The organism is Streptomyces sp. NPDC013187 (assembly GCF_042899705.1).
GTDB classification, from domain to species: domain Bacteria; phylum Actinomycetota; class Actinomycetes; order Streptomycetales; family Streptomycetaceae; genus Streptomyces; species Streptomyces hawaiiensis_A.
On sequence record NZ_JBIBAF010000006.1, the window covers coordinates 170929 to 194417 of the forward strand.

22 protein-coding genes and 2 tRNA genes are annotated in these 23489 nt (G+C 71.9%); 8 read left to right on the forward strand and 16 right to left on the reverse strand.

The annotated features are described in order from the left end of the window. Window positions 1–260: 260 nt before the first annotated feature. Together ACFY5B_RS14230 and ACFY5B_RS14235 are read right to left on the reverse strand one after the other, a co-directional pair. Complete coding sequence (locus ACFY5B_RS14230; RefSeq protein ID WP_389968752.1) at window positions 261–1487, reverse strand: hypothetical protein; 1227 nt, start codon at window positions 1485–1487, stop codon at window positions 261–263. Beyond that, complete coding sequence (locus ACFY5B_RS14235; RefSeq protein ID WP_053668277.1) at window positions 1484–2050, reverse strand: DUF4365 domain-containing protein; 567 nt, start codon at window positions 2048–2050, stop codon at window positions 1484–1486. Before ACFY5B_RS14235 ends, ACFY5B_RS14230 begins: the two co-directional genes overlap by 4 nt. 169 nt (window positions 2051–2219) lie before the next feature. Here ACFY5B_RS14235 and ACFY5B_RS14240 point away from each other — a divergent pair, with 169 nt between their 5' ends. Then, entirely contained in the window at window positions 2220–2948 is a 729-nt protein-coding gene (locus ACFY5B_RS14240) for a 3'-5' exonuclease (RefSeq protein WP_389968754.1), read from the forward strand. Window positions 2949–3017: 69 nt separating this feature from the next. Here ACFY5B_RS14240 and ACFY5B_RS14245 read toward each other — a convergent pair. Further along, window positions 3018–3089 (reverse strand) — tRNA-Val (locus ACFY5B_RS14245). Between the two features lie 39 nt (window positions 3090–3128). Next, window positions 3129–3575 carry an SRPBCC family protein gene (locus ACFY5B_RS14250; RefSeq protein WP_389968756.1) on the reverse strand — a complete coding sequence of 149 codons (447 nt, stop codon included), beginning with the start codon at window positions 3573–3575 and terminating at the stop codon, window positions 3129–3131. 61 nt (window positions 3576–3636) lie between these two features. On the opposite strand from ACFY5B_RS14250, the gene ACFY5B_RS14255 reads away from it, so the two are divergent. From ACFY5B_RS14255 to ACFY5B_RS14270, 4 genes are all read left to right on the forward strand, one after another. After that, on the forward strand, window positions 3637–6057 hold the full coding sequence (locus ACFY5B_RS14255; RefSeq protein WP_389968758.1) for an SCO7613 C-terminal domain-containing membrane protein: 2421 nt from the start codon (window positions 3637–3639) through the stop codon (window positions 6055–6057). Between the two features lie 131 nt (window positions 6058–6188). Next, a complete protein-coding gene (locus tag ACFY5B_RS14260; RefSeq protein WP_389968760.1) occupies window positions 6189–7835 on the forward strand; it encodes a helix-turn-helix domain-containing protein in 1647 nt (548 codons plus the stop codon). 314 nt (window positions 7836–8149) lie between these two features. Then, window positions 8150–9505 (forward strand): diaminopimelate decarboxylase, encoded by a 1356-nt coding sequence (locus ACFY5B_RS14265; RefSeq protein ID WP_389968762.1) that lies wholly within the window; start codon window positions 8150–8152, stop codon window positions 9503–9505. Window positions 9506–9516: 11 nt separating this feature from the next. After that, window positions 9517–9723: a hypothetical protein gene (locus ACFY5B_RS14270; protein ID WP_389968764.1), complete on the forward strand. Its 207-nt coding sequence runs from the start codon at window positions 9517–9519 to the stop codon at window positions 9721–9723. Window positions 9724–9794: 71 nt separating this feature from the next. Here the strand turns inward: ACFY5B_RS14270 and ACFY5B_RS14275 are convergent, their stop codons facing one another. From ACFY5B_RS14275 to ACFY5B_RS14305, 7 genes are all read right to left on the reverse strand, one after another. After that, window positions 9795–12530, reverse strand: a complete 2736-nt coding sequence (locus ACFY5B_RS14275; RefSeq protein WP_389968766.1) for a Tat pathway signal sequence domain protein — start codon at window positions 12528–12530, stop codon at window positions 9795–9797. A gap of 115 nt (window positions 12531–12645) precedes the next feature. After that, entirely contained in the window at window positions 12646–13248 is a 603-nt protein-coding gene (locus ACFY5B_RS14280; RefSeq protein WP_389968768.1) for a hypothetical protein, read from the reverse strand. 10 nt (window positions 13249–13258) lie between these two features. Further along, the gene (locus tag ACFY5B_RS14285; RefSeq protein WP_389968770.1) at window positions 13259–14134 is read right to left on the reverse strand and encodes a carbohydrate ABC transporter permease; all 876 of its coding nucleotides are present in this window, start codon (window positions 14132–14134) and stop codon (window positions 13259–13261) included. Further along, window positions 14131–15087: a carbohydrate ABC transporter permease gene (locus ACFY5B_RS14290; RefSeq protein WP_389968772.1), complete on the reverse strand. Its 957-nt coding sequence runs from the start codon at window positions 15085–15087 to the stop codon at window positions 14131–14133. Before ACFY5B_RS14290 ends, ACFY5B_RS14285 begins: the two co-directional genes overlap by 4 nt. Window positions 15088–15103: 16 nt before the next feature. Beyond that, the gene (locus ACFY5B_RS14295) at window positions 15104–16393 is read right to left on the reverse strand and encodes an extracellular solute-binding protein (protein WP_389968774.1); all 1290 of its coding nucleotides are present in this window, start codon (window positions 16391–16393) and stop codon (window positions 15104–15106) included. 570 nt (window positions 16394–16963) lie between these two features. Then, a tRNA-Val gene (locus ACFY5B_RS14300) sits at window positions 16964–17035 on the reverse strand. 46 nt (window positions 17036–17081) lie between these two features. Then, window positions 17082–17540, reverse strand: a complete 459-nt coding sequence (locus ACFY5B_RS14305; protein WP_033309619.1) for a TIGR02611 family protein — start codon at window positions 17538–17540, stop codon at window positions 17082–17084. Window positions 17541–17731: 191 nt separating this feature from the next. Between ACFY5B_RS14305 and ACFY5B_RS14310 the strand changes: the two genes are divergently transcribed. Then, entirely contained in the window at window positions 17732–18145 is a 414-nt protein-coding gene (locus ACFY5B_RS14310; RefSeq protein ID WP_004002642.1) for an SsgA family sporulation/cell division regulator, read from the forward strand. Between the two features lie 344 nt (window positions 18146–18489). Further along, on the forward strand, window positions 18490–19050 hold the full coding sequence (locus tag ACFY5B_RS14315) for a CGNR zinc finger domain-containing protein (RefSeq protein ID WP_362240353.1): 561 nt from the start codon (window positions 18490–18492) through the stop codon (window positions 19048–19050). Between the two features lie 124 nt (window positions 19051–19174). Here the strand turns inward: ACFY5B_RS14315 and ACFY5B_RS14320 are convergent, their stop codons facing one another. Then, complete coding sequence (locus ACFY5B_RS14320; protein WP_389969214.1) at window positions 19175–19393, reverse strand: hypothetical protein; 219 nt, start codon at window positions 19391–19393, stop codon at window positions 19175–19177. A gap of 157 nt (window positions 19394–19550) precedes the next feature. Then, window positions 19551–19985 carry a hypothetical protein gene (locus ACFY5B_RS14325; protein WP_389968777.1) on the reverse strand — a complete coding sequence of 145 codons (435 nt, stop codon included), beginning with the start codon at window positions 19983–19985 and terminating at the stop codon, window positions 19551–19553. Window positions 19986–20161: 176 nt separating this feature from the next. Here ACFY5B_RS14325 and ACFY5B_RS14330 point away from each other — a divergent pair, with 176 nt between their 5' ends. Next, complete coding sequence (locus ACFY5B_RS14330; protein WP_389968778.1) at window positions 20162–20686, forward strand: DsbA family protein; 525 nt, start codon at window positions 20162–20164, stop codon at window positions 20684–20686. A 31-nt stretch (window positions 20687–20717) separates the two neighbouring features. Here the strand turns inward: ACFY5B_RS14330 and ACFY5B_RS14335 are convergent, their stop codons facing one another. From ACFY5B_RS14335 to ACFY5B_RS14345, 3 genes are read right to left on the reverse strand one after another with little or no spacing between them, the layout of a single operon-like run. Continuing rightward, a complete protein-coding gene (locus ACFY5B_RS14335; protein ID WP_389968780.1) occupies window positions 20718–21542 on the reverse strand; it encodes a GNAT family N-acetyltransferase in 825 nt (274 codons plus the stop codon). A gap of 53 nt (window positions 21543–21595) precedes the next feature. Next, window positions 21596–22417 carry an aminotransferase class IV gene (locus ACFY5B_RS14340; protein WP_389968782.1) on the reverse strand — a complete coding sequence of 274 codons (822 nt, stop codon included), beginning with the start codon at window positions 22415–22417 and terminating at the stop codon, window positions 21596–21598. After that, window positions 22414–23469, reverse strand: coding sequence for a chorismate-binding protein (locus ACFY5B_RS14345; RefSeq protein ID WP_389968784.1), 1056 nt, complete (start codon window positions 23467–23469; stop codon window positions 22414–22416). Before ACFY5B_RS14345 ends, ACFY5B_RS14340 begins: the two co-directional genes overlap by 4 nt. Between the last annotated feature and the right edge of the window lie 20 nt (window positions 23470–23489).

Below are 23489 nucleotides of genomic sequence, written 5' to 3' on the forward strand. Positions count from 1 at the left end.
GTAAGGATCGTACCGACCCGGGACCGCCCGACGCGAAATCAGTCCCGGCAGCCCCCTCAGCAGGCCTCGGCTCTCCCCTGCCGCAGGGTGCGTCAGTCCCCTCGGCAGTCCCTCCGCGGACCTCGGCTCTCCCCTGCCGCAGGGTGCGTCAGTCCCCTCGGCAGTCCCTCCCCGGGCCTCGGCGGTCCCCTGCCGCAGGGTGCGTCAGTCCCCTCGGCAGTCCCTCCCCGGGCCTCGGCGGTCCCCTGCCGCAGGGTGCGTCAGTCCCCTTCGCACGCCCCCTCGAAGAAGTCGAGGTTCTCGTGGAGCTCCTTCATCAGGCGGTCCCGCTCGGCGTCGTCGACCTGGACGGGCACGACGCCGTGGGCACCGGTGAGGCGGCGGAACCCGCCCCGGCTCTCCAGCCGCCCCTGCACCCGGACCGGAAGTCCCACGAGATGGGCGTGCCCGGCGATCCGGTACGCGTCCTCGTCGAGGGTGATCCGGACGTTCGGGACGTCGGCCCCGGCCAGCACACGCAGCCGTACGGTGCCGTAGCCGCGCGGCCCGGCCCGGCGCAGCCGTACCACCGCTCCCGTGATCCGCACCGCCACGGCGGGTTCCTCACGCAGGTAGCGGGCTCCCGCCTCGCGCAGCACGGCCAGGTCGCCGGGCGAGAACTCGACGGGCTCGGCGGAGGGCGCGCACCCCTCGGGCACGCCCGCCGCCGGGGCCCACTCGACGGCGATCCGGGCCCCTTCCGTGCCCCGGACGAGCGCCACCAGGGCCTCGGTGAGCTCGTGGCTCACCCCGGCCTCGACGGCGGTGTCGAAGCCGTCCATGCCACCGGTGGCCCGCTGGTAGTCGATCGCCTCCCGGGCGGCGAACAGCGCCTGGTGGAGGCGTACGGCCAGGGGGCGGCCGCCGGCGACCGGCACGAACGCGGTCAGCCGACCGCCGGTGGCGGAGCCGACGAGGACGTTCTCCAGGGCCGCGGCGGCGGAGCGACGGTGACGGGCGCCGTGGTAGCCGGCCCGGGCGCGGGTGGCGAGGGCCGCGGCGAGCAGCGTCCGGCGGGCGGCGCCGCGCAGCCGGTCCTCCACGGTCCAGGACGCCGCGCCGGCGGGTCCGGCGGGGACGTCGTGCCACCAGCGGATCTCGTCGCTGGGCACGGCGAGGGAGACGAGGACCTCGCGGGCGGAGGGTGAGCCGCTGCGGGACAGGGCGAGCAGGGCCTCGCCGAGCAGCTCGTCGCTGTCGGGGAAGGCGCGGCTCTCCGGCACCAGGAGGCTGGTGCCGCTGCCGCCGGGGCCGGGCGGGGTCCAGCGGCCGTAGCGTCCGGGGGCGCCGCCGCGCCGCTGCCAGCCGTGCCGGCGCAGCAGGGCGCCCAGCACGGCCGGGTCGATGCCGGCCGGCTCGGGCGGCTCGGGCGGTGAGCCGCTCCAGGTGGTGTCGACGGGGTGCGGCCGGACCTGCCTCAGTGGCTCCTCGGTCGGGCGGTGCGTCACGGTTTCCCTCCCGTCCCGACCCGCGTCATGATCTCGCACAGGGCCCGGTCGTCGAAGATGCGTGAGGTCGGTATCCGCACGGTGGTGCGGCGGCGGCCGGTGATCGGCTGTCCGGCGAGGTTGGTCCAGTAGCAGCAGTGCCGCAGGTCGAGCCGGTCGTGGCCGGCGCGCAGCCAGTCGTCCTGGGAGCGCGGCACCAGCATCACCACGAGGATCTTGTGCACCGACACGGGTGTGCGGGCGAGCTTCGCCAGGTGGTCGTTGTCGAGCGTGAAGGAGAAGGTGCGGCCGGGTGGGTTGGGCGGCACCTGGTAGGTGGCCTTGAGCTGCACCTTGATGGTGACCTCGTCGTCGACCGTGTGCCCGGGGGCGCTGTGGCTGACGTGCCAGTCGATGCCGTTGTCGGGAAAGGGCTGGGACAGCGAACAGCCGGCGGCCGCCGCGACGGCGTGCAGATAGCCGACCTGCAGTGTCTCCATGCAGGCGGTGGTGGCGAGAGTGCCGCGAGAGGGAGCCGTGCGCTCGGGCAGCAGCCCGCCCCGTTCGGGCTGCGCTATGGCCATGGCCAACAGCCTTCCAGAACAAGTGATTCCCCGCTGCGGGCCGCTGAACTGCAACAACCCGTACTCCTGTTGTCTCCTTCCGGCGTACGGCGCAAACAGCCCGGGTATCACCGAATCGGGCAGCGGACGGTGCGTCAACTGCCGAAGGTGAACGAGGGGTTGTGTGGCTATGACGACGAGCTGGTTCGAGGGGCCGCTGGCCGCCTTCGACACGGAGACGACGGGCGTGGACGTCGAGACCGACCGGATCGTGTCGGCCGCCGTCGTCGTCCAGGACGCGCCGGGCATCCGGCCGCGGGTGAGCCGTTGGCTGGTGAACCCGGGGGTGCCGGTGCCGGCGGAGGCGACGGCGGTGCACGGGCTGACGGAGGAGCACCTGCGGCTCAACGGCCGGTGGCCGGCGCCGGTGATGTACGAGATAGCGCAGGCACTGGCCGAGCAGGCGCACGCCGGGCGCCCGGTCGTGGTGATGAACGCGCCGTTCGATCTGACCATGCTGGACCGGGAGTTGCGCCGGCACCGCGCCTCGGCGCTCGGCCGCTGGTTCGAGTCGGCGCCGCTGTCCGTGCTCGACCCGCGGGTCCTGGACAAGCACCTGGACCGCTACCGCAAGGGCCGCCGCACCCTGACCGACCTGTGTGCGCACTACGGCGTGGCCCTGGAGGGCGCGCACGACGCGGCGGCCGACGCCGTGGCGGCACTGGAGGTCACCCGGGCGGTGGGCCGCCGGTTCGCGTCCCGGCTGGAGCGTCTCGCCCCGGGTGAGCTGCACACCCTGCAGGCGGTGTGGCACGCGGCGCAGGCGCGGGGCCTGCAGGCGTGGTTCGCGCGCAGCGGTGTGGACGAGGCGGTCGACCCGGCGTGGCCGCTGCGTCCGGACCTGCCGGCGGCGGCCTGAGCACCTGGGCACGGGGTCCGTGAGGGCATGAAAAAACCGGTCCGTCTGTGACGGACCGGCTGTTTCCGGTGGGCGATACTGGGTTCGAACCAGTGACCTCTTCGGTGTGAACGAAGCGCTCTCCCACTGAGCTAATCGCCCGGGAACGCACTGAACCATACAGGTCCGGGCACGCTTCCTTCAAACCGCTTCGAGGTGCCGGCGGAGTCCGCGCCGCCCGGACCGCATCATCAGCGCGTGGTTGGCGCGGAAGAGAGGCCGTCCCGGTACGGCGAGGCGCCGCAGCAGCGGCTTGCGCACGCCGACGACCTGGTCGTAGCGCGCCAGACTGCCCGTCCCGTGCGGTGTGACGGTCCAGCGTGCCCAGCCCTCGATGTCCCCGGACAGCGCGGTCTCCAGCACACCGGCCGCGGGGTCGCGCCGCACCTCCCGCGCCGTGAAGGTCATGTCGTACGGCAGGGCGGAGCGGATGCGGATCACCCCGGTGGTGCCGTCGAGCCGGGTCACCTCCCGGACCTGGCGCCACCAGCGCGGGTAGTCCTCAGGGCGTTCCAGCACGGCGTAGACGGTGGCGGGCGGTGCGGGCAGGGTCCACAGACTGCGGAAGCGGTAATGGTTCCAGTCCATGCCGGAAGTCTGCCCAGGAGCGACGCGGACCGTCTGAGTACGCGCCTGAGTACCCGCACTCATGCCGTGCCGGGTGACGCGGACCACACTGCGATCCATGACCCACCTTCCGCCCCCGGCCGAGGAACTGCGGCTCCTCGACACCGAACTCCGGCAACTGGACGCCCGGCGTTCCCAGTTGCTGACCCGTCGCGCCTGGCTGGTCGCGGCACTGCAGCAGACGCAGCAGCAGTCGCGGCCCTGGGCCTCGGCGCAGCCCCCGATCACCGCATCGCCGCGCCCCGAGACGGCGGCACCCAGCGTGCAGAACGTGCTGCTGGTCCTCGGCGGTGTCCTGCTCACGCTCGCGGCGGCGGTGTTCACGCTGGTCAGCTGGGGACAGATGGGGATCGCCGGGCGGGCCCTGGTGCTCGGCGTGGTCACGGCGGCCACGCTCGCCGCGCCCGTGGCCCTCCTGAAGCGGGGGCTGCGGTCGACGGCCGAGTCCGTGGCGGGCCTCGGGCTCGCCCTGACCGTCCTGGACGCCTACGCGCTGCACGCGGCGGCCCTTTCCGGGACGGACGGCACCGGGTACGCGGCGGCCGCGTCCGCGGTGCTGGCGGTGGCCTGGTCGGCGTACGGCCTGCTGCCGGTCACGGCCGCGCTCCGTCTGCCCCTGCCGTGCGCCCTGGCCGCGGCCCAGTTCCCGCTGTTGCTGTGGGCCCTGTCCGCCGACGCGGGTGCGTATGCGATCACGGCCGCGCTGCTGGTGACGGCCGGGCTCGACGCGGTGGCGGTGCTGCGGCTGACGGCCGGGGCCGCTCGGATCACCGCCGTCGTCGGTGCGTACGGCGTGGGTGGCTGGGGTGTTGTGGGGGCCGGCTGGCTGTCCTTGACGGCCGGCGGTCCGGGTGACGCTTCCCGCGCCGGGGCGCTGCTCCTGCTGGCGGCGGCGATCGCCCTGGGTACGGCCCGGCAGGAGCCGGGCAGGAAGCACGCCCTCGGCCTCGCCATCGTGTCCGGGCTGCTCGTGGTGGCCGCGCTCGGCGGGGTGGCCCGCTCGGTGGTGCCCTCGCAGTGGGCGGTTCCGGCTCATCTGGCCGTCGGTGTCGCCCTGTTGGGGGCGGTGCGGGCCGAACGGCTGCCGGACGCGATGCGCAGGGGCTTCGCCTGGGCCTGCGGTGCCGTACAGGCGCTGGCGGTGCTGTGGACGCTGCCCGTCGTCGCCGTGGTGCTGCTGGGTCCGGCCGTCCGGCTGGACCGGGTGTGGAGCGGTGCTCCGGCTGACGCCCGTGCGGCGGTGGCCGCCGGTGTGCCCTGGCCGCCGGACACGGCACCGGCTCCCCTGGTGCTGGTGGCCGTCGCCGCCGTGCTCGCCCTGGCGGTCCGCGCGCAGGAGTGGCGTGCGCGGGCCCGGCTGGGTGCCGCGGGGCTGCTCTGGGCCACGGCGCTGATACTGCCCGCGGTCTTCGAGGCTCCGTACCTCGCGGGGATGCTGGTCCTGGGCGTCGTCACGGCGGTCGCGCTGCACGCGTGCCGGGTCACGGAGGGGGCCGCGCAGGTCACGGCCCTCGTCCTCGCCGTGGTCACGGCCGCCGGACTCACCCTGCTCTCGCTCGCGTCCCAGTCCGCGACGCTGGTCGTGCTGTCCGCGCTGACGGCGCTGTTCGCAGTGGCCTCGTGGCGGGCGGGCGTCGCTCCCTTCACCGCTCCGGCCGCTCTGGTGCACGCCGCCGCGCTAGCCGCCGCGTCCGGTGCCGCGGCGGACTGGCCGCCGGCCCGGACCGCCCTGCCGGTGCTGGCCGTTGCTGCTGCCGCAGCCCTGCTGGCGGCGCGCCTGGGCGCATCCCGGGCGACGGTGCCCGTCGAGGCCGTGGGGGCCGGCGTCGGTCTGTTCGCCGTGGCTCTCGCCGTCACCGACCCGCCGATGCTCGCCCTGGTGCTGGCCCTGTGCGGGGTGATCGCCGCGGGCACGGCCCTGCGCGAGGAGCGCCGTCCCGTCGGCTACCCGGCCACGGCCCTGTTCGTGCTGGCCGCGTGGGTACGCCTGGCGGCCTGGGACGTGGGCACGCCCGAGGCGTACACGCTCCCGGTGACCGTCCCGGCGCTGCTCGTCGGCGCCCTGCGCCGGCGCCGCGACCCGCGGACCTCCTCCTGGACGGCGTACGGCGCCGGCCTCACCGTCACGCTCCTGCCGAGCCTGGTCACGGCCTGGGCCGACCCGTACTGGACCCGGCCACTGCTGCTGGGCGGTGCGGCCCTGCTGGTCACGCTGCTGGGCGCCCGGCACCACCTCCAGTCACCGCTGATGCTCGGCGGCTCGGCGCTGGCCCTGGTCACCCTGCACGAACTCGCCCCGTACGTCGTGCAGGTGACGGGGGCGCTCCCCCGCTGGGCGCCTCCCGCCCTCGCCGGGCTCCTGCTGCTCGCCCTCGGGGCGACGTACGAGCAGCGGATCCGGGACGTCCGGAGGGTGCGGGAGGTCCTGGGGAGGATGAACTAGCGGCGCGGCAGGTGACGTCGCGGCGCCAGGTGTGCCGATGCCGTCTCGACTGCGGACAAGTCCCGTGATGTCATACGTTCTCCGATCGGCCGCCGCGACAGCGGCACGCTCGGGCGGGGACAGGGGGCGGTATGACGGACCTGGGGGAGTCGCCGGGCCGGGGCACGGGCGCCGGGGACCAGGGGACGCTGGAGCGCCTGCTCTCACTGGTGGGGGTGGGAGCCGTGGAGTTGCACACGGCCCCGGAAGGACTGCGGACGCAGGTGACCGGCGTCCATGTGCTGGACGCCCTGGAACCGGTCATCAGACCGCGGGAGTTACTGCTCGCGGTCGGCGTCGACCCGAGCTCGGCGCATGCGGTCGACGTGGTACGCCGGGCCGGTGAGGCCGGCGCGGCGGGCGTGGTGTTCGGCCCGGGCCGGTCCGAGCCCACCGCGCGGGCGCTGCAGGCGGCCGCGGAGGAGGGCGGCACGGCGGTGCTCTTCCGCACCGCCTGGTGCACCTGGGCACAACTCGTGGGGGTGCTGCGGGCCGGGCTGGCCGCGGCGGGTGCGCCCCCGATGCCCGCTGCGGGCGGCGTGCCCCTGGGCGATCTGGACTCCCTGGCCGATGCGGTGGCCGCCCTGGTGGGAGGCTCGGTGACGATCGAGGACACGGAGTCGCGGGTGCTGGCGTACTCGTCCACCGAGGAGAACGTGGACGAGATGCGCCGGCTGACCATCCTCGGCCGTCGTGTGCCGCCCTGGCGGGTGGCGGCCATGCGGGAGGCGGGGTTCTTCCAGGCGTTGTGGGGTGCGGGCGACGTGCTGCACCGGCCCGCCCACGGGCAGGACCCGGAGCGCCTGGTGGGCGCCGTGCGGGCGGGCGGAGAGGCGCTCGGGTCCATCTGGGTGGCGGCGGTGGCCGGCCGCCCGCTGTCGCCGAACGCCGCACAGACGCTGCGCGCGGCGGCCCGGGCCGCCGCCGCCCACCTGCTCCATCACCGCACCCACAGTTCGGACGGCCGGCTGGTGGAGGACGCGGCCCGGACGCTGCTGGAGGACCGTGGGTCCGTCGAGGTGCTGGCGGAGCGGGCCTCGCTGCCGCCCCGGGAGCCCTGTGCCGTCCTGGCGGTGGGCGTCGGGTCCGGCCGCCGCACGGACGAGGGCCCGCCGGGGCTGTACGGCCTGGTGACCCTGCACTGCGCGGCCCTGGGTCACCGAGTCGTGGTGGTCCCGGCGGGCGGCGGGGCCCTGGTGCTGCTGAGCGGGTTAGAGCGGAACCCCGAGCGGGCCGACGGCCAGGTGAGGCGGCTCGGGAACGCACTGGCCGATCAGTTGTCGGCGACGATCGGCTCGGCGGTGAAGGTGGGGCTCGGCGACGTGGTCCCAGGCCTGGCTGGGGCACCCGCGTCACGCCGGTCGGCCGAGCGGGCCCTGCAGGCGCTCATCGCGGCCGCCGGGCCGCACACCGTCGCGCGGAGCGAGGACGTCGCGGACACCGTGGGCATTCTCCAGGTCGTCGAGGCCCTGCGCGGCTTGACGCTGCCCGCGCGGACCTCGGTGGCCCGGCTGAGGGAGTTCGACGCCGATCACGGCGGCAGTTGCCTGGTGGAGACCCTGCGCGCCTACCTCGACCACTTCGGCGACGTGTCCGCCGCGTCGCGCGCGCTGGGCGTGCACGCCAACAGTCTGCGGTACCGGTTGCGCAGGATCAGACAGGTGTCGGGACTGGACCTGGAGAATCCCGACGCCCGGCTGCTCGCCCAGGTGCAGTTGCGTCTGGGTGGGGAGGACTGAGGCACACGGCGAGCGGCTGCGGCTCCTCGGCCGGCGCCGCGGGATGCGCCTCGACCGGACCCCTGAGTGACCGGCGGCGAGGCGCGGCCGAGCACGCGCCGTCCGCCGTTCGGCCCCGGCCACCATCGAAGGGCCCCGTTTTTGTCGTAGCGCACAACGTCGTTCCCCGGCAGCCGAGTTGTTGCGTCCGACCGCCGTCGGCGAGGCCCGCGTTTTTGACGACTCGACGAAGACGCCGTGCCGGTGCGGACCCCAGCCTGGTGTTCCACCCGGGGCGGTCCCGGGCCTCGCGTACGAACACCGGAAGGCTCACCATGACCGGACTGACTCCCGCCGCCGAGCGGCGGACACGGATCCTCCAGGAAGCGGTACGGCAGGGGCTGCTGGACGCCGGGCGGTCCCAGCTGGCCGCCTTCGTCGATCTCGACGGCGTAGCCGCGACCGTCGGATCCCTGCACCGCGCTTTCCCCTCCGCCCCGCGGGTGCTGCACGCGTTCGCCGCCAAGGCGAACTGCCTGGTGCCGGTGCTGGCGGAGCTGCGGCGGCTCGGCATGGGCTGCGAGGTGGCCACCGCGGGTGAGCTGGCCCGCGCGCTGGCAGCGGGATTCGCCCCGGACCGGATCGTCTTCGACTCCCCCGCCAAGACGGAGGCCGAGCTGCGGCACGCCCTCGACCTGGGTGTGGCCGTCAACGCGGACAACTACCAGGAGCTGGCGCGGATCGACCGGGCGCTGGACGGCCGCTTCCCGGTCTCGCGGATCGGGGTGCGCGTCAACTCCCAGCTCGGCGGCGGCAGCATCGCCGCGATGAGCACGGCGACGAGCACGTCGAAGTTCGGCGTCCCCCTGGCGGACCCGGGAAGCCGGCAGCGGCTGCTGCGCGCCTACCACGACCATCCGTGGCTGACCTGGGTGCACACGCACGCCGGTTCGCAGGGCTGCCCGCTCGACCTCATGGCCGGCGGGGTAGGGCAGGCCGTGGCGTTCGCCGAGGAGGTCAACGCCTCGCTCGGACGGCGCCAGGTCGTCGGCATCGACATCGGCGGCGGACTGCCCGTCAACTTCGCCGACGACGAGACCACGCCGACCTTCGACATGTACGTCCGGCAGTTGCGCGCCCAGGCCCCCGCCCTGTTCTCCGGCGGGTACGAGATCGTCACCGAGTTCGGGCGGTCCGTCCTCGCCAAGAACGGGTTCACCGCCGCGTACGTCGAGTACACCAAGAGCATGGGCGGCCGGCGGATCGCGGTCACCCACGCCGGTGTGCAGGTGGCCACCCGGACGGTGTTCAACCCCGACGCCTGGCCGCTGCGGATCGAGGCGCACGACGCGAGCGGCAGGGCCAAGCGGGGCGGGCCGGTCCGCCAGGACGTCGCGGGACCCGCCTGCTTCGCCGGTGACCTGCTGGCGCGCGACCGCGCTCTGCCCCTTCTGGAACCCGGTGACCTCATCTCGGTGCCGGACACCGGCGCCTACTACTTCTCGACGCCCTTCCACTACAACAGCCTGCCGGAGCCCGCCGTGTACGGGGTCAGGACGAGTGGTGACGGCAGCGGTGTCCGCTTCGAACTCCTGCGTCCGGCGCAGGATCCCTGGTACGTGCCGGGCCCGGGCGGCCAAGACGCGTCCCTGCGGCAACGGGCGCACGAGCCCGTTCACGGCGTGCGGTAGGGGGCGCCGAGGTGGCACAGGCCGACCGTCGAGGGCGCGGCCGGGACGGACCGCTGATCAGCCAGCGCGCCGCGATCGTCTTCCTGCTGGCGGCCCTGGTCGGCATCGGTGCCACCGTCCTGGCGGCGCTGGCCGGAAACGTGTGGCCGGTCGCGGTGAGCGTGGGCGGCGGGGTGGTGGCCCCGGCCGTCCTGTTCTTCAACCAGATCATCGACTAGGACGAGCGGTTCCCGCCGGGGCGTCGCCACGGGAACCGCTCGTTGCGGCCGTCCGCTCCTTCAGTTTCCTCCTACGGCATCTTGTCGCCGAGCAGCGCCAGGTTCTCGATGGCGGCGAGGCCGTACAGCGCGGTGTCGTTGGTGGACACCCAGGTGGCCTCGCTGCCGGGCACCAGCGCGACGGGGCCGCTCAGCTTCTCCGTCCGCCAGGGCGCCGACTCCTTGTAGCCGTCGGAGTTGTAGAACTTCTCCCACGCCCGCTTGGCGAGTTTCTCGTCCCCGGTCTTGACGGCCGCGTACGCGTCGAGGCGCGAGTGCCCCTGGAACAGCAGCAGGTTGCCGAAGTTGGAGCCGTAGCGTGCCGCCTGTTCGGCCTTGGTGGCGTTGAAGTAGCGGCAGTAGTCGTAGTACGCCTCGTTGAACTTGGGCATGTCGACCAGGTCGATGAGCTCTGCGCACAGCTCGCCCAGGCCGAAGACGGCCGAGAGGTGCGAGACCTCCACCTTGGGCTTGTCGGCGACGGCGAACTTGCCCGTGTCCAGGTCGTACAGGCCGCTGCCCTGGACGAAGCCGTTGGGCTGGGCGGCGATGGTCTCCATCGTGGACAGCACACGGGCCTTGGCTTTCTCCCACTTGGGGCCCTTGCGCTCCCACTCCGTCAGCCAGGCGGACACCAGGCCGCTCCAGTCCGTGCCGAAGCCGATCGACAGGGCGTGCCGGTCGGGGGTGTACGGCTCGGTGCGGATCTTGCGCAGCGGGTCGAGGGCGAGGAACGTCTCGTCGGAGTCGACGTTGGCGTGCATGAGGTCGCCGACGCGTTCGTCCGCCGTGAGGAAGTAGTAGTAGCGCCGGTAGGTGGTGTTGGCGATGCGCTGCTGCTTGGCACTGTCGGCGAAGTGCTGCACGCCGTGCCGGGTGCCCAGGCCCGCCCATTTGCCCAGGTGGTAGACGTCGACCTCGCCGGTGTGCCGGGTCATCGCCTCGGCGAAGCGGAAGATGTCGGCGCGGCCGGAGCGCAGGTAGGCGAACCAGAGCCACAGGTCAGGCGACAGCTCGGAGTTGTCCCAGGCGTAGCCTCCGATGTCGTACCGCCACTGGTGCCGGAACGTGTCGTAGGTGTGCATGATGTCGCCGTAGTCCCAGAACCCGTACCAGCGGCGCTGCTCCACCTGGTCCTTGTAGTAGGTGAAGAGGAAGTCGAGGTGGTCCTCGATCTTCGCCTTGGCCGGGGTGGAGCGGTCGGGCTCGGAGTAGAGGCCCGGTCCGAAGACCTTGGCCTTGATGAGCTGCCGGGGCGGGGCGGCCAGCTGCGGCAGTACGCGGACGGCCTCGACCTGCTCGGCGAACCGGTCCGGGCTCGGCGTCGACTCGTTGGCCCAGAAGAGGAGTTCGGAGGTGCGGGCGATGCCGTAGGGGGTGCCGAACTCCGGCTCGTAGTCCTCGTAGGTGATGTTGAGGCCTTCGATCTGCTCCGGGTAGGTGTCCTGGCCCATGCCGTCGTGGTAGAAGCGCATGTCCATGGGCTGTGCCTCGGGCGACCAGAGCCAGAGGGTGACCTCGGCCTCGTCGGTGTGGGCGTCCCGGATGTCGAGCTGGGCGGGGAACTTCTCCCAGAAGTCGCGCAGCCCGAAGGAGAACCCGCCGCTCGCCCCGCCGACGTAGCCGAAGCCGGAGGCGCGCCGGCCACCGCCCGCCGCGACCCAGCCGTGCCCCTTCTTGGTGCGCTTGCGCAGCGTGAAGCCGTCGGCGGACAGCTGGGAGAGGGTGTAGTCGCCCCACTCGGGGATGTACTGCAGCCGGGTCGTCACCCGCTGGTCCCAGGTGGCGGGATCGGGCAGCTTCTTGCCCTCGAACTGGGCCGCCTGCACCGCCGCGCCCGGGTCCCGGCGCAGTCCGGTGATGCCCTTGACGGCTTCGCGCAGCAGTCCGGTGCCGTCGCCGCCGATGCGGATGTGACGGTCGTACGACTGGTCGCGCATCGGCACGGTGAAGCGGACACCGAGGCCGCGGATGAAGTCGCCGCCGGCCTTGCCCGGCTCCTGCTTGCCGTCGTAGGTGATGGTGTGCACCATGCGGAAGGAGTCGGCGCCCGCGTAGAAGTAGAGCCTGATCGAGAAGGGCAGCCAGCTGCGGCCGCCCTTGCGGTGCTTGCCGTCGATGCGGACGACCGCGCGGACCGGGCCCGCCTGCTCGACCTCGACCTTGGAGATCGCGCCGTCGAAGCGCTCCGTCTTGACCGCGCCCTGGTCCTCGTCCTCGATCTCGGGCTGGCGGATCAGCACGAGACGGCCGTTCTTCGCGATCTCGGTGGAGCCGCGGGTGACGGACTTGACGAGGGTGGAGCCGGAGTTGCCGATCCTCGCGGTGATGACGCCGGTGGAGATGGCGATGGTCCCGCCGCGCTTCTCGACGGTGACCTTCTTCTCGGGTGCGGCGGGTGTCCCGGCGGCGAGGGTGAGCTTGCCGTCGCCCGAGGCGACCGCGTGCGCGGTCCACTTGAGGGAGCCGTCGGGCCAGTAGGCGATCGGCCAGGACTGCACGGGCACGGCCTTGCCGGCGGCGTCCGTCAGCGCGAAGGTCTGGTCCTTCTGGTACGCGCCCTTGGGCCAGGGCACGCCGACGGTGGAGCCGGGCGCGGCGCCGAGGCCGCCGTCCTCCAGCCAGTCCAGGGTCACCGGGTCCGCGTCGGCGGGTTCGGCTCCGGGCGCGGCCTGGGCGTTCTGGGCTCCCAGCGCCCAGCTGAACTGGGCGGCGGCTCCGGTGACGGCGGCTGCCTTGAGGAGGGATCTGCGGGGGATGGGAGACATGGCGATGCTGCCTTTCCTCGTCCGTGCGGGAAGCGAATCCGTACGCTGGTCAGGGGCATGACATAGAGAGCCGCGGCGCCGGGGCGCCGAGCTGGGATGTGGGGGGCGTGTCCGGTCAGCGGTGCCGGTACCGCTCCTCCACGGCGACGGCCGCCGCCGCGACGGCCCCCAGGACGGGGATCGCCAGCGGCGCGACGATCCATCCGGACAGGGCGACCACGGCGAGCCCGGCGGTGAGCAGGAAGGATCCGGCGGGATCGAGCACGGTCCGGCGTCCGGCGTCCCCGAGGAGCGCCCTCCAGGACGTGCCCGGCGTCCAGACGGCCGCCGCCCGCAGCAGGGCCACGACCAGTCCGATCAGGGCGAAGATCCCGACGGCCCCGACGAAGGGCCCGCCGGGGATACCGGCCCGCGCGGCCAGGACGTCCACCCAGACCGCGGCGGCCGCCACCCATCCGCCGACCCCGACGGCCCACCCCCCGCGCAGGGCCGCCCGGAAGTCCGCGACGAACTCCCCCCGGCCTCCGCTCTCGTGGGCCGTACGACGCCGCAGGTGCCGTGCGCCGGCGGCGAAGGCCGCGGGGTAGGTGACGACCCCGAGACAGGCCACCGCGATCCACACGCCGGTGAGCAGGCACTCCGCGAAGACGGCGAACTTCTCGCCGCCGAGGACGGGCGCCTTGCGTGGGGAACGGGCCTTCGCACGCACGTGGGCCATGGTGACCGCCTCAGCCCTTCAGTCCGGAGGTCGCCATACCGTCGATCAGATAGCGCTGGAAGGCCATGAAGAAGGCGATGACCGGCACGAGCGCCACCAGCGACATCGCGATCATGCTGCCGTAGTTGGAGATGCCCTCCTGGTCGCGGAACATCATCAGACCGAGCGAGACGGTGTATTTGTCGGGGGTGTTGAGGTAGATCAACGGCCCCATGAAGTCGTTCCAGGCGTTGATGAAGGTGAAAATGGCGCTGGTGATGAGCGCGGGGCGGCTCAGCGGCAGCACGATGGACCAGTAGGTCCTGAAGTGCCCGCAGCCGTCGAGCTTGGCGGCCTCGTCGAGCTCGCGCGGCAGCCCGCGCATGAACTGCACCATCAGGAAGACGAAGAACGCCTCCGTCGCCAGGTACTTGCCCGCCACGAGCGGCACCAGCGTGTCGGTGAGTTCGAGGTTGCGGAAGAGCACGTACTGCGGGATGAGCAGCACGTGGTACGGCAGCAGCAGCGTGCCGATCATCAGCGTGAACAGCAGGTTCCGCCCGGCGAACCGGATCTTGGCGAAGGCGTACGCGGTCAGTGAGCTGGACAGCACGACACCGACCACGGCGAGGACCGCGTACACCAGCGAGTTCCAGAAGAAGCTGCCGATGGAGATGCCGGAAATGCCGTCGGCGAGCCCGGAGAAGTTCGCCCAGACCGGCTTGGTGGGCAGCAGGTCGAGGCTGGCGATGATGTCCTTGCTCGGTTTGAACGAGGCACCGACGACCCAGATCACGGGGTACAGGACTACCGCGAGGACGACGAGCGCGCCCACGTGCCAGGCGATGGATCCGACGCGCTTCCGCTCGTCCCCGGTGTGCACAACAGGTGTGGTGGCACTGGTCACTTGGCGGCCTCCTCGTAGTGCACCCATTTCTTCTGCGACCAGAACAGGACCGCCGTGACGAGCGCCACCGCGACCACCAGCGTCCAGGCCATCGCGGAGGCGAAGCCCATCTGGGCCTCCTTGAAGCCCTTCTGGTAGAGGTAACAGGTGTAGACGAGCGTGGCGTCGGCGGGCCCGCACCGGGTGTCGGAGACGACGTAGGCGGAGCCGAACACCTGGAACGCGTGGATGGACTCCAGCAGCACGTTGAAGAACAGCACCGGGGAGATCATCGGCAGCGTGATGTTCCAGAACCGCCGCAGGGGGCCGGCCCCGTCCACCTCGGCGGCCTCGTACAGCTCCTGCGGGACCTGCTTGAGACCGGCCAGGAAGATGACCATCGGCGCACCGAACTGCCAGATGCTCAGAGCCACCAGGGCGTAGATGACGTAGTCCGGGTTGCCGATCCAGCCCCCGACGTCAACACCGAAGATCTTCTGGGTACGGTCCACGACCGCGTCGTCCGAGAACAGGGCCCGCCACACGAAGCCGACGGAGACGCTGGCACCGATGAGCGAGGGCATGTAGAACGCGGCCCGGTACAAGCCCTGTCCGCGCCGCTTCTGTGCGAGCAGCAGCGCGACGCCCAGCGCGAGCAGCAGCTTCAGCGGTGTGGCCACGACGACGTACTTCAGCGTGACCTCGACCGACTTCTGCCAGCGCGGGTCCTGGAACATGGTCGTGAAGTTGTCCAGCCCCACCCACTGGGGCGGCGTGAACAGGTTGTAGCTGGTGAACGCGTAGTACAGCGACGCGATCATCGGTCCCGCCGTGAGCAGCAGGAAGCCCGCGATCCACGGTGACATGAACAGATAGCCGGCGATGTTCTCGCGGCGCCGCCCGCGCCGCCCGGCGGCGGGAGCGGCGGACCGCTTCCCGGCCGGGCGCGCGGGCGCTTCCTTGACGAGCGTCATGGTGTGGTACGTCCCCTCAGCCCGCGAATGCGGCCTTGGCCTCGCTGAACAGCGCCTTCGCGGCGTCGGCCGGCTTGGTCTTGCCCTGGGCGACCTCGCCGCCGATGCGCAGGAAGGCCGCCTCGATGACGTCGGCGCCCGACGGGTGCGGGGTTATCTTCCCGAGGACACCGGCCTTGGCGACCTCCTCCTCGTAGGCCTTGACGCCCTTGTTGTTCTCGTCGGTGGGCGTGAAGGCGTCGTACTGCTCGGTCGTGGCGAGGATGCCGCGGTCGTAGCCCATGATCTTGCCGACCTCGGGGTCGTGGACCATGAAGTCGATGAACTGGGCGACTTCCTTGGGGTGCTTGGTGCCGGAGAAGGCGCTGAGCATCAGCGAACCGAGGTACTGGCCGGTGTCCTTGCCGTTTGTGGTGGGGATCGGCGCGAGCCCGTAGTCCGACTCGCCCTCGCCCTCGTAGCGGATGGAGAAGTTGTCCCAGGTGAACTCGGACGCGGCGAGCCCGGCCGAGAGCGCGGACTTGGGCTTGGCCTGCTCGACCTTCTTCGGGTCGGCGACGAGCCCGGACTTGACGCGCTTGTAGCCGTCCTCCCACCACTGCGTCAGATCGTCCTCGGTGAAACCGAGATCGGAGTCGGTGAAGAAGGCCTTGCCGTTCTGGCGCAGGTACAGGTCGTAGAGGTACATGATGCTGGAGTAGCCGGTGTCACCGGCGATCTTCACCTTGTCCTGGATCGTCTGGAGCGCGTCGAAGTACTCGTCCCAGGTCCAGCCCATCTTCGCCTCGACGCCCGCCTTCTTGAAGGCTTTGAGGTCGATGACGAGCGCCATGGTGTTGGCGCCGACGGGAATGCCGATCTGCTTGCCGTCGACCTGACCGTTCGCCAGGACGCCGTTGCGGAAGTTCTCCAGGCGCAGATTCCCCGCGTCCGCCTGCGTCTTGAGATCCATCAGAACACCGCGCTTGTCGTACTTGCGCAGGAAGCCGACCGCATTCTGGAAAACGTCCGGAGGATTACCACCGGACGCCTGGGTCTGGAACTTCTCCCAGAACGCCTCGTAGTCGGTGAATTCAGGCTTGATCTTGATCTTCGGGTACTTCTTCTCGAAGAGCGCGATCGTCTTCTTGATGGCGATGGTGCGCGGCTCGCCACCCCACCACGCGTAACGGATCGTCACCGTCCCGTCCGCGGAGGTCCCTCCGTCACCACCGCAGCCGGTCGTCGCGGCCAGCCCCAGCGTGGCTGCCGTGGCTCCGGCCGCCTTCAGGATCGTACGTCTCTCAACATTCCTGCCGTTCACCACGGTTGGACCTCCCCGCACGTCGTCCCGCTCGCATGAATCGTTTCAAGTAAGCGCTTGCTGGCACAAGGTACGGAGGGGCTGAGGGTGCGTCAATGATTCGGACAAGAATTTCTTGCCGAGGCGACGGGTGACGGAGCGGTCCGTGGAGGTGGGGCCGTGGACCGGGTCGGGCGACATCGCTGGTGACGACGACGTGACCGAGGCGCCGAACGCGGAGGGGCGAGCCGGGCCGTTTTCGCGCGCGACCGAAAACCGACGCCGGACCGGCGGACGGAGGGGTGCGGGGGCAGGGCCCCTTTCCGGCCAAGCCCCTGTCGAGTCGTCGGTGGCGGCCACGCCGCCGGACGGTACGGACCGCTGCAGGTCGGCCTCCCGTCAGCGATCTCGCGACCCCGGCCCGGTCCGGAGGCCGGGAGGCCGGGAGGCCCGGAAACCTGGAGGCCGGGAGGCCCGGAAGCCCGGAAGCCGGGGAGGCCCGGAAGCCCGGAAGCCGGGGAGGCCCGACGATGCTCCGGCAGGTACAACAACAGCAGCCCACCTGCTGAATCGCAGGTGGGCCGCTGTTCCGGGTGGGCGATACTGGGTTCGAACCAGTGACCTCTTCGGTGTGAACGAAGCGCTCTCCCACTGAGCTAATCGCCCGGACGCAGGAAGAACATTACCCCATGTCAGGGGGTGCCTGTGACGCTCACTGGTCCTTGATCTTCCACGGCATGGTGATGCCGAACTTCCACAGGTAGATGCCGGCCAGCACGCCGATGATCACCAGCCCGATCGACGTCAGGATGATGTTGCGGCGCCGCACCTTGGGATCGAGCGCGCGCTGCGCCGCCTCGGTGACCTTCCGCTTGGTCCAGCGGAGCACCAGCTGGGCCCAGACGAACTCCGTCGCCCAGATCGCCATGCCGCCGAAGATCACGACCCACCCCGGTCCGGGCAGGGGCAGCATGATGATGCCGGTCACGACGACCGCGAGTCCGATGATGAAGACGCCGACCTGCCAGCTGAGGTGCAGCGCCCGGCGGGCCTTGATGAATTCCGGCGCGCGCGAGCCGAGCCCGCGATCCTGCTCGCCGTGCGCCTCGCCCGTCCCCGTCTCGTTCGATGCCACGGCCACCTCGCCCGGCTCGTTACTCCCCGTATTCATACGGGGAAACACTACCCGAGCGAAACCAGTCACCGGAATGGACGCAGGACGCGAACGATCCCTCGGCCGGAAGAGTTACGTAAAGGCACGCAAAACACTCAGAGGGGTTTACAACGGCACCGTAGGTGGCATGTCGATTTCGCCGACGTGCGAATCCCCGAGCGCACACTGAGCGAAAGGCCCTGGCGCTTATGAACACCACGGTCAGCTGCGAGCTGCACCTGCGCCTCGTTGTGTCGAGCGAGTCCTCCCTGCCTGTCCCCGCAGGCCTGCGGTACGACACGGCCGACCCCTACGCCGTGCACGCCACCTTCCACACCGGAGCCGAGGAAACCGTCGAGTGGGTGTTCGCCCGCGACCTCCTCGCCGAGGGACTTCACCGCCCTACGGGCACCGGCGACGTCCGCGTCTGGCCGTCGCGCAGCCACGGCCAGGGCGTCGTGTGCATCGCCCTGAGCTCGCCGGAGGGCGAGGCCCTGCTGGAGGCCCCGGCACGGGCCCTGGAGTCCTTCCTGAAGCGGACCGACGCCGCCGTGCCGCCCGGCACGGAACACCGGCACTTCGACCTCGACCAGGAGCTCTCGCACATCCTGGCGGAAAGCTAGGGCGAGGCCCCCGCAAAGCCGCCCGGCGCCGTCGACTCGGGGAGACGGCTCGGGCCCGGACAACCGCATACGGGATGACACCGGCGCCGATATCGCGGCTCACGCGGTACGGCGCCGGTTCGCGCGTACACCCTCCCCCGCTCGCCCGCACCTGCTGCCGGCTGCTGGCTGCTGGCTGCTGGCTGCTGGCTGCTGGCTGCTGGCTGCTCGGGAACCCCCGCGGGCCCTGCGGCGTTGTATTCGAAGCCATGTGCGGGCATGTGGAGGGTCCGGCGGTGGCGAAGCCGTTACCATCGGCCAGCATCGGCGGGCGCCCGCCCGACCCTCAGGCCAGGGAGCGAATCGTGCTGATCACCCACGACACCCGGTGCGCCCTCGACACCGTGGTCGATCTGGTGAACACCGCACCGGAGGACGACACGGCGGCGGACGGGCTGCCGGACGTGGCGACCCTCACGGACTTCGTGCGGAACCACGAGATCAGCGATGTCGGGGTGCTCTCGGACTTCGACCTCTCCGCCGTGCGCAAGATCCGCGCACGCTTCGCCGCCGTCTTCGCGGCCCCCGACGCCCGGACCGCCGCCGGGCAGATCAACGACCTGGTCGCGGCCGCCGGCACCACCCCCAGGCTCACGGACCACGACGGCTACGACTGGCATGTGCACTACTTCGCCCCGGGTGCCTCCGTCGCCGATCACCTGGCCGCCGACTGCGGGATGGCGCTGGCGTTCTTCGTGGTCGCCGGGGAGCAGGAGCGGCTGCGGCGCTGTGAGGCGCCCGACTGCCGGCGCGCCTTCGTCGACCTGTCCCGCAACCGCTCACGGCGCTACTGCGACAGCCGCACCTGTGGAAACCGCCTGCACGTGGCCGCCTATCGCGCGCGCCGCAAAGAGGCCGCGGGCTGACTGCCGTCGCCGGGCCGTCGCGGGGTCGGAGACCGCGGAGGCAGTCGATGCCGACGCGGCCCGTGCGGAAGCCGTCGATGCCGACGCGGCCCCGGCGGGTGGCGCCGGGTACCGCGGGTCAGGCTCACAGCAAGAGCAGATCGTGCAACGAGGCCATGAGCAGCAGGCTCCCGATCACCGCCAGGAAGATCATCAGCGGTGGCTGGGAGAGGGCGAAGAGGCAACCGCGCGGCTCGTCCTGCCGGGGACGTGGCTCGTCCTGCGGGAGAAAGGGCTCGTCCAGCGGAGGACATGGCTCGTCCTGCGGCGGTGCGGGGTCGCTCTGTTTCGTCGTGTCCAGCATCTCGCGGCGATGATGGCGCAGTCGCCCGGCCGAACGCGATCAGTGCGCTCGTTCCGTGCGAGAGTGCGCCCATTCCGCGAGGTCCCGTTCGGGTTGTGATCGCTTCCGCGCGTCAGCGGACTCACTGTGACGATTCAGCTGCGGGCGGGGGTGGCCGTCATATGCCGTGCTTCTTGAGGATGGCCTCGATGTCGCTGAAGTCGTCCTCGCCGCGGGACGCCGACGCGGGCCGGGGCGCGGTGCGGGAGCCCTGGCCCAGGGAAGGTGCCGAGGCGGGTGCCACCGCGGGCCGCTCGGCAGCCCGTGCCGCGGCCCCGCGCTCCTTACGGGTACCACCGCGGCGGCGTTCCACGGCTCGTGTGGTCATGAAGAGCACCCACGCGACGCCGAGCACCCCGAACCCGGCCCAGGCCGTCGGGCTGAAGGCGGTGTCGGCCAGCCACTCGACGACGCCCGTCATCACCAGGCCGATCGGGACGAGGGAGTAGGCCGCGACACGGACCGCGGCGAGGTAGCGCTTGCGGTACGCCGTGACGACCGCGATGCCCAGGCCTGCCGCGGACACGGCGGAGCAGACGGTCTCGGCAATCATCCGGTCCTCCAGGCGTGGCACGGTCGGGTCGGAACGCTTCGTCCCTTCCATCCTGCACCCGCGGCACCCCGGCGGGCCATGCTCCGGGCCCGACATCAGGGACATCTCCGGGTCTCCTTTCCGCCGGTGCCGACGCGGGCCGCGCTCCCGGTCGCACCTGCTGGAAGACTGTCGGTATGAGTGACTCCTCCTCCGACCGTTCCGCCGCCCCCGTCCTCGAGATCTGGTGCGACCTCCAGTGCTCGGACTGCCGTACCGCGCTGGACGATCTCCGTGCCCTGCGCTCCCGCTACGGCGACCGTCTGGAGCTGCGGCTGCGGCACTTCCCGCTGGAGAAGAACAAGCACGCCTTCGCCGCCGCCCAGGCAGCGGAGGAGGCGTGGGAGCAGGGCCGGGGATGGCCGTACGCGGAGGCCCTGCTGGGGCGGGTCGAGGAGCTGGCCCGTAAGGGAGAACCCTTCCTGGTCGAGGTGGCCCGCGAACTGGACCTGGACGCCGAGGAGTTCGACACCGCGCTGGTCGACGGCCGGCACATCCTGATCGTGGACGCCGACCAGGCCGAGGGCAAGGCGATCGGCGTGACCGGCACCCCGACGTACGTCATCGGCGGTGAGCGGCTCGACGGCGGCAAGAGCCAGGAGGGGCTGCGCGAGCGGATCGAGGAGATCGCGGACCGGCTGCTGGCCGGGCGGCAGCACTGACTCCCTCGCCCCGCCCTCGGCCCCCGGGCCGCTAGAGCAGCGGTTTGTACATGGCGTACTGCACGGTCTCGTAGCCGAGAGACGCGTAGAGCCGCTCGGCCGGGGTGTTGCCGGAGAAGACGTTGAGACCGAGGGTCCGCCTGCCCTCCGCGATCGTCTGGGCCTCGGCCAGCAGCATCAGGGTGCGGCCGTGGCCCTTTCCGCGGTGGGCGGCGTCGGTCTCCACGTCGAAGACGAACGCGCTGTCCGCGCGCACCGCCAGCCACAGCGCGCCCACCGGTGTCCCCAGGTGCTCGACGACGCTGATCAGCATGCCGGGGGTGGCGAGGCCGGCGGGCAGCAGGGTGGCGTGGTCGCGCTCCGACTTGACCCGGGCCTCGGCCTCCGGGACGCCCCGCTCGATCCAGCTGCGCGCGTAGCCCTCCTTGCCCTTCTCCAGCCAAGGGCCGAACTCCGCCTCGGTCATGGGCCGGGCGCGGCTGCCCTCGGGCAGCTCCGGCGGGGTGTCGCCGAGCCGCTTCTCCATGCCGCGGTTGCGGACGACGTAGCCGAGCGCCGTGGCGAGCCGGAGGCCCGCCTCGGACGTGGCGGGGACCGCCGCCTCGATGCGGCGGCACCCCCAGCCGCGCACCACCTCCTCCGCGGCGAGCGCGGCGACCGTGCCGCGACCCCGCCTGCGGTCCGGTTCGTCGATGTGCAGCTTCATGATCCGGGCCACCGCCCCGCCGAACACGGGATGCGTGCCGAGGTGTATCGCCCCCACGGGACGGCTGTTCACGCACACCTGGTAGCGGCGTGAGCGCGTCCCGTCGGCGTTCTGCTGAAGCGGCTCGGTCGGCCGCAGGGTCGTGGTCATCAGGGGTGTTCTACCCGCAACCACGGCCCCGTTCAGCCGAATTTCCGGGGCTGTCAGGGGTCGAGGTCGTTCCCGGCCCGCTCGTCGAAGATCCGCATGGCCTTGGCGGTCACCGGACCGGGCGCGCCGGGCAGCTCACGGCCGTCGACGCGGTGCACGGCCTGCACGTCCCGCAGGGTGGACGTCAGGAAGATCTCCTCGGCCCGCTCCAGGACGTCCAGTGGCAGGTCGGTCTCCTTCGCGCCGGTCCATTCGGCCGCCAGCGCGCGGGTGATGCCCGCGAGGCAGCCCGAGGCGAGCGGCGGCGTGTGGATCTCGCCGTCGAGGACGACGAAGACGTTCGACCCGGTGCCCTCGCACAGCTGTCCCACCGTGTTGGCGAACAGGGCCTCGGAAGCGCCCTGTTCACGGGCCCGGGCGAGGGCGACGACGTTCTCGGCGTACGAGGTGGTCTTCAGGCCGGTGAGGGCGCCGCGCTCGTTACGGGTCCAGGGCACCGTGATCACGGCGGTCGAGTCGGGGCGCCGGGTCGTCTCGCCGAGGGCGACGACGAGGGTCTGGCCGTGCCCGCCGCGGTCGGAGCCGAGGGGGCCGTGACCGCCGGTGTAGGTGATGCGGAGACGGCCGAGCGGCACGGGGTTGGCATCGAGGACCGCGGCGCAGGCTCGGCGCACCTCGTCGTGGTCCGGGTCCGGCAGTCCCAGGCCGCGCGCGGACCGGGTCAGCCGGTCGAGGTGCCGCGTGAGGGCGAACGGCCGGCCGTGCACGGCCTTCACCGTCTCGAAGATGCCGTCGCCCACGGTCAGGCCGTGGTCGAAGACGGAGACGCGGGCGGACTCGGTGTCCTGCAGTCCGCCGTCGAGCCAGATCTTCACGTCAGGTCCTCCCGCAGGTCCTCTCCGCTCACCTCATACGCTCCCGACGCTATCGCGAGCAGCCGGGACGCCTTCAGCTCGGTCTCCCGCCACTCCCCCTCGGGATCGGAGCCCCAGGTGATGCCGGCACCGGTGCCGAAGCGCAGTACGCCTTCCGTCCGGTCGATCCAGAAGGTACGGATGCCTACGGCCAGCTCTCCGGCCCCCCGGTCGGCGTCGACCCAGCCGATCCCGCCGCAGTACGGCCCCCTGGGCGCCGTCTCCAGCGCGTCGATGATCCGCAGCGCACTCGACTTGGGCGCGCCGGTGACCGAGCCGGGAGGGAAGGCGGCGCCGATCAGCTCGGCCCAGCCGACCCCGTGGTCCAGCTCGCCACGGACCGTCGAGACGAGGTGGACCAGCCCCGGATGCTTCTCGACGGCGCACAGGTCGGGCACCGTGACACTGCCCGTGGCGCACACCCGCCCGATGTCGTTGCGGACGAGGTCCACGATCATCACGTTCTCGGCGTAGTCCTTCTCCAGCAGGTCCGCCTCCGTCCTGCCGGTGCCCTTGATCGGCCCGGACTCGACGATCCGGCCGTCGCGCCGCAGGAACAGTTCGGGGGAGGCGGTGGCGATCTCCACGCCGTGACCGGGCAGGCGAATCGTTCCCGCATACGGCGCCGGGTTGCCGCGGGCGAGCAGTGCCGTGAGGGCGTCCACGTCGGCGCCGGGCTGGACGGGCGCCGACAGCACCCGGCACAGGTTCGCCTGGTAGACCTCGCCGGCCGCGATGTGTTCGCGGATCCGCCGCACGGCGGTCGTGTACGCGGCGCGGTCGAGCGAGGACGTCCAGTCACCGGCCGCCGGCCCGTGCCATGTGCCGGGCACGGGGGCGGGCACGTCCGCGGTCCGGACCTGCGCGAAGCGTGCGCAGGTCAGCCGGCCCTCGAAGTCGGCGCAGACGGCCCAGAAGCCGCTGGACTCCAGGGCTTCGGGGTCGTCGGTGACGTCGAGGAGCCCGGTGGCGACGCGGTCGCCGAAGCGGGCGAGAGGAGGGAGGTCGAGCACGCAGTCGAGTCTATGGCGGG

Coding starts and splice junctions, on each gene's coding strand:
- ACFY5B_RS14260 (WP_389968760.1), top strand. CDS start 6,189: ATGACGGACCTGGGGGAGTCGCCGGGCCGGGGCACGGGCGCCGGGGAC.
- ACFY5B_RS14305 (WP_033309619.1), bottom strand. CDS start 17,540: ATGAATACGGGGAGTAACGAGCCGGGCGAGGTGGCCGTGGCATCGAAC.
- ACFY5B_RS14250 (WP_389968756.1), bottom strand. CDS start 3,575: ATGGACTGGAACCATTACCGCTTCCGCAGTCTGTGGACCCTGCCCGCA.
- ACFY5B_RS14290 (WP_389968772.1), bottom strand. CDS start 15,087: ATGACGCTCGTCAAGGAAGCGCCCGCGCGCCCGGCCGGGAAGCGGTCC.
- ACFY5B_RS14235 (WP_053668277.1), bottom strand. CDS start 2,050: ATGGCCATAGCGCAGCCCGAACGGGGCGGGCTGCTGCCCGAGCGCACG.
- ACFY5B_RS14240 (WP_389968754.1), top strand. CDS start 2,220: ATGACGACGAGCTGGTTCGAGGGGCCGCTGGCCGCCTTCGACACGGAG.
- ACFY5B_RS14275 (WP_389968766.1), bottom strand. CDS start 12,530: ATGTCTCCCATCCCCCGCAGATCCCTCCTCAAGGCAGCCGCCGTCACC.
- ACFY5B_RS14330 (WP_389968778.1), top strand. CDS start 20,162: ATGAGTGACTCCTCCTCCGACCGTTCCGCCGCCCCCGTCCTCGAGATC.
- ACFY5B_RS14310 (WP_004002642.1), top strand. CDS start 17,732: ATGAACACCACGGTCAGCTGCGAGCTGCACCTGCGCCTCGTTGTGTCG.
- ACFY5B_RS14325 (WP_389968777.1), bottom strand. CDS start 19,985: ATGATTGCCGAGACCGTCTGCTCCGCCGTGTCCGCGGCAGGCCTGGGC.
- ACFY5B_RS14265 (WP_389968762.1), top strand. CDS start 8,150: ATGACCGGACTGACTCCCGCCGCCGAGCGGCGGACACGGATCCTCCAG.
- ACFY5B_RS14320 (WP_389969214.1), bottom strand. CDS start 19,393: ATGCTGGACACGACGAAACAGAGCGACCCCGCACCGCCGCAGGACGAG.
- ACFY5B_RS14255 (WP_389968758.1), top strand. CDS start 3,637: ATGCCGTGCCGGGTGACGCGGACCACACTGCGATCCATGACCCACCTT.
- ACFY5B_RS14335 (WP_389968780.1), bottom strand. CDS start 21,542: ATGACCACGACCCTGCGGCCGACCGAGCCGCTTCAGCAGAACGCCGAC.
- ACFY5B_RS14280 (WP_389968768.1), bottom strand. CDS start 13,248: ATGGCCCACGTGCGTGCGAAGGCCCGTTCCCCACGCAAGGCGCCCGTC.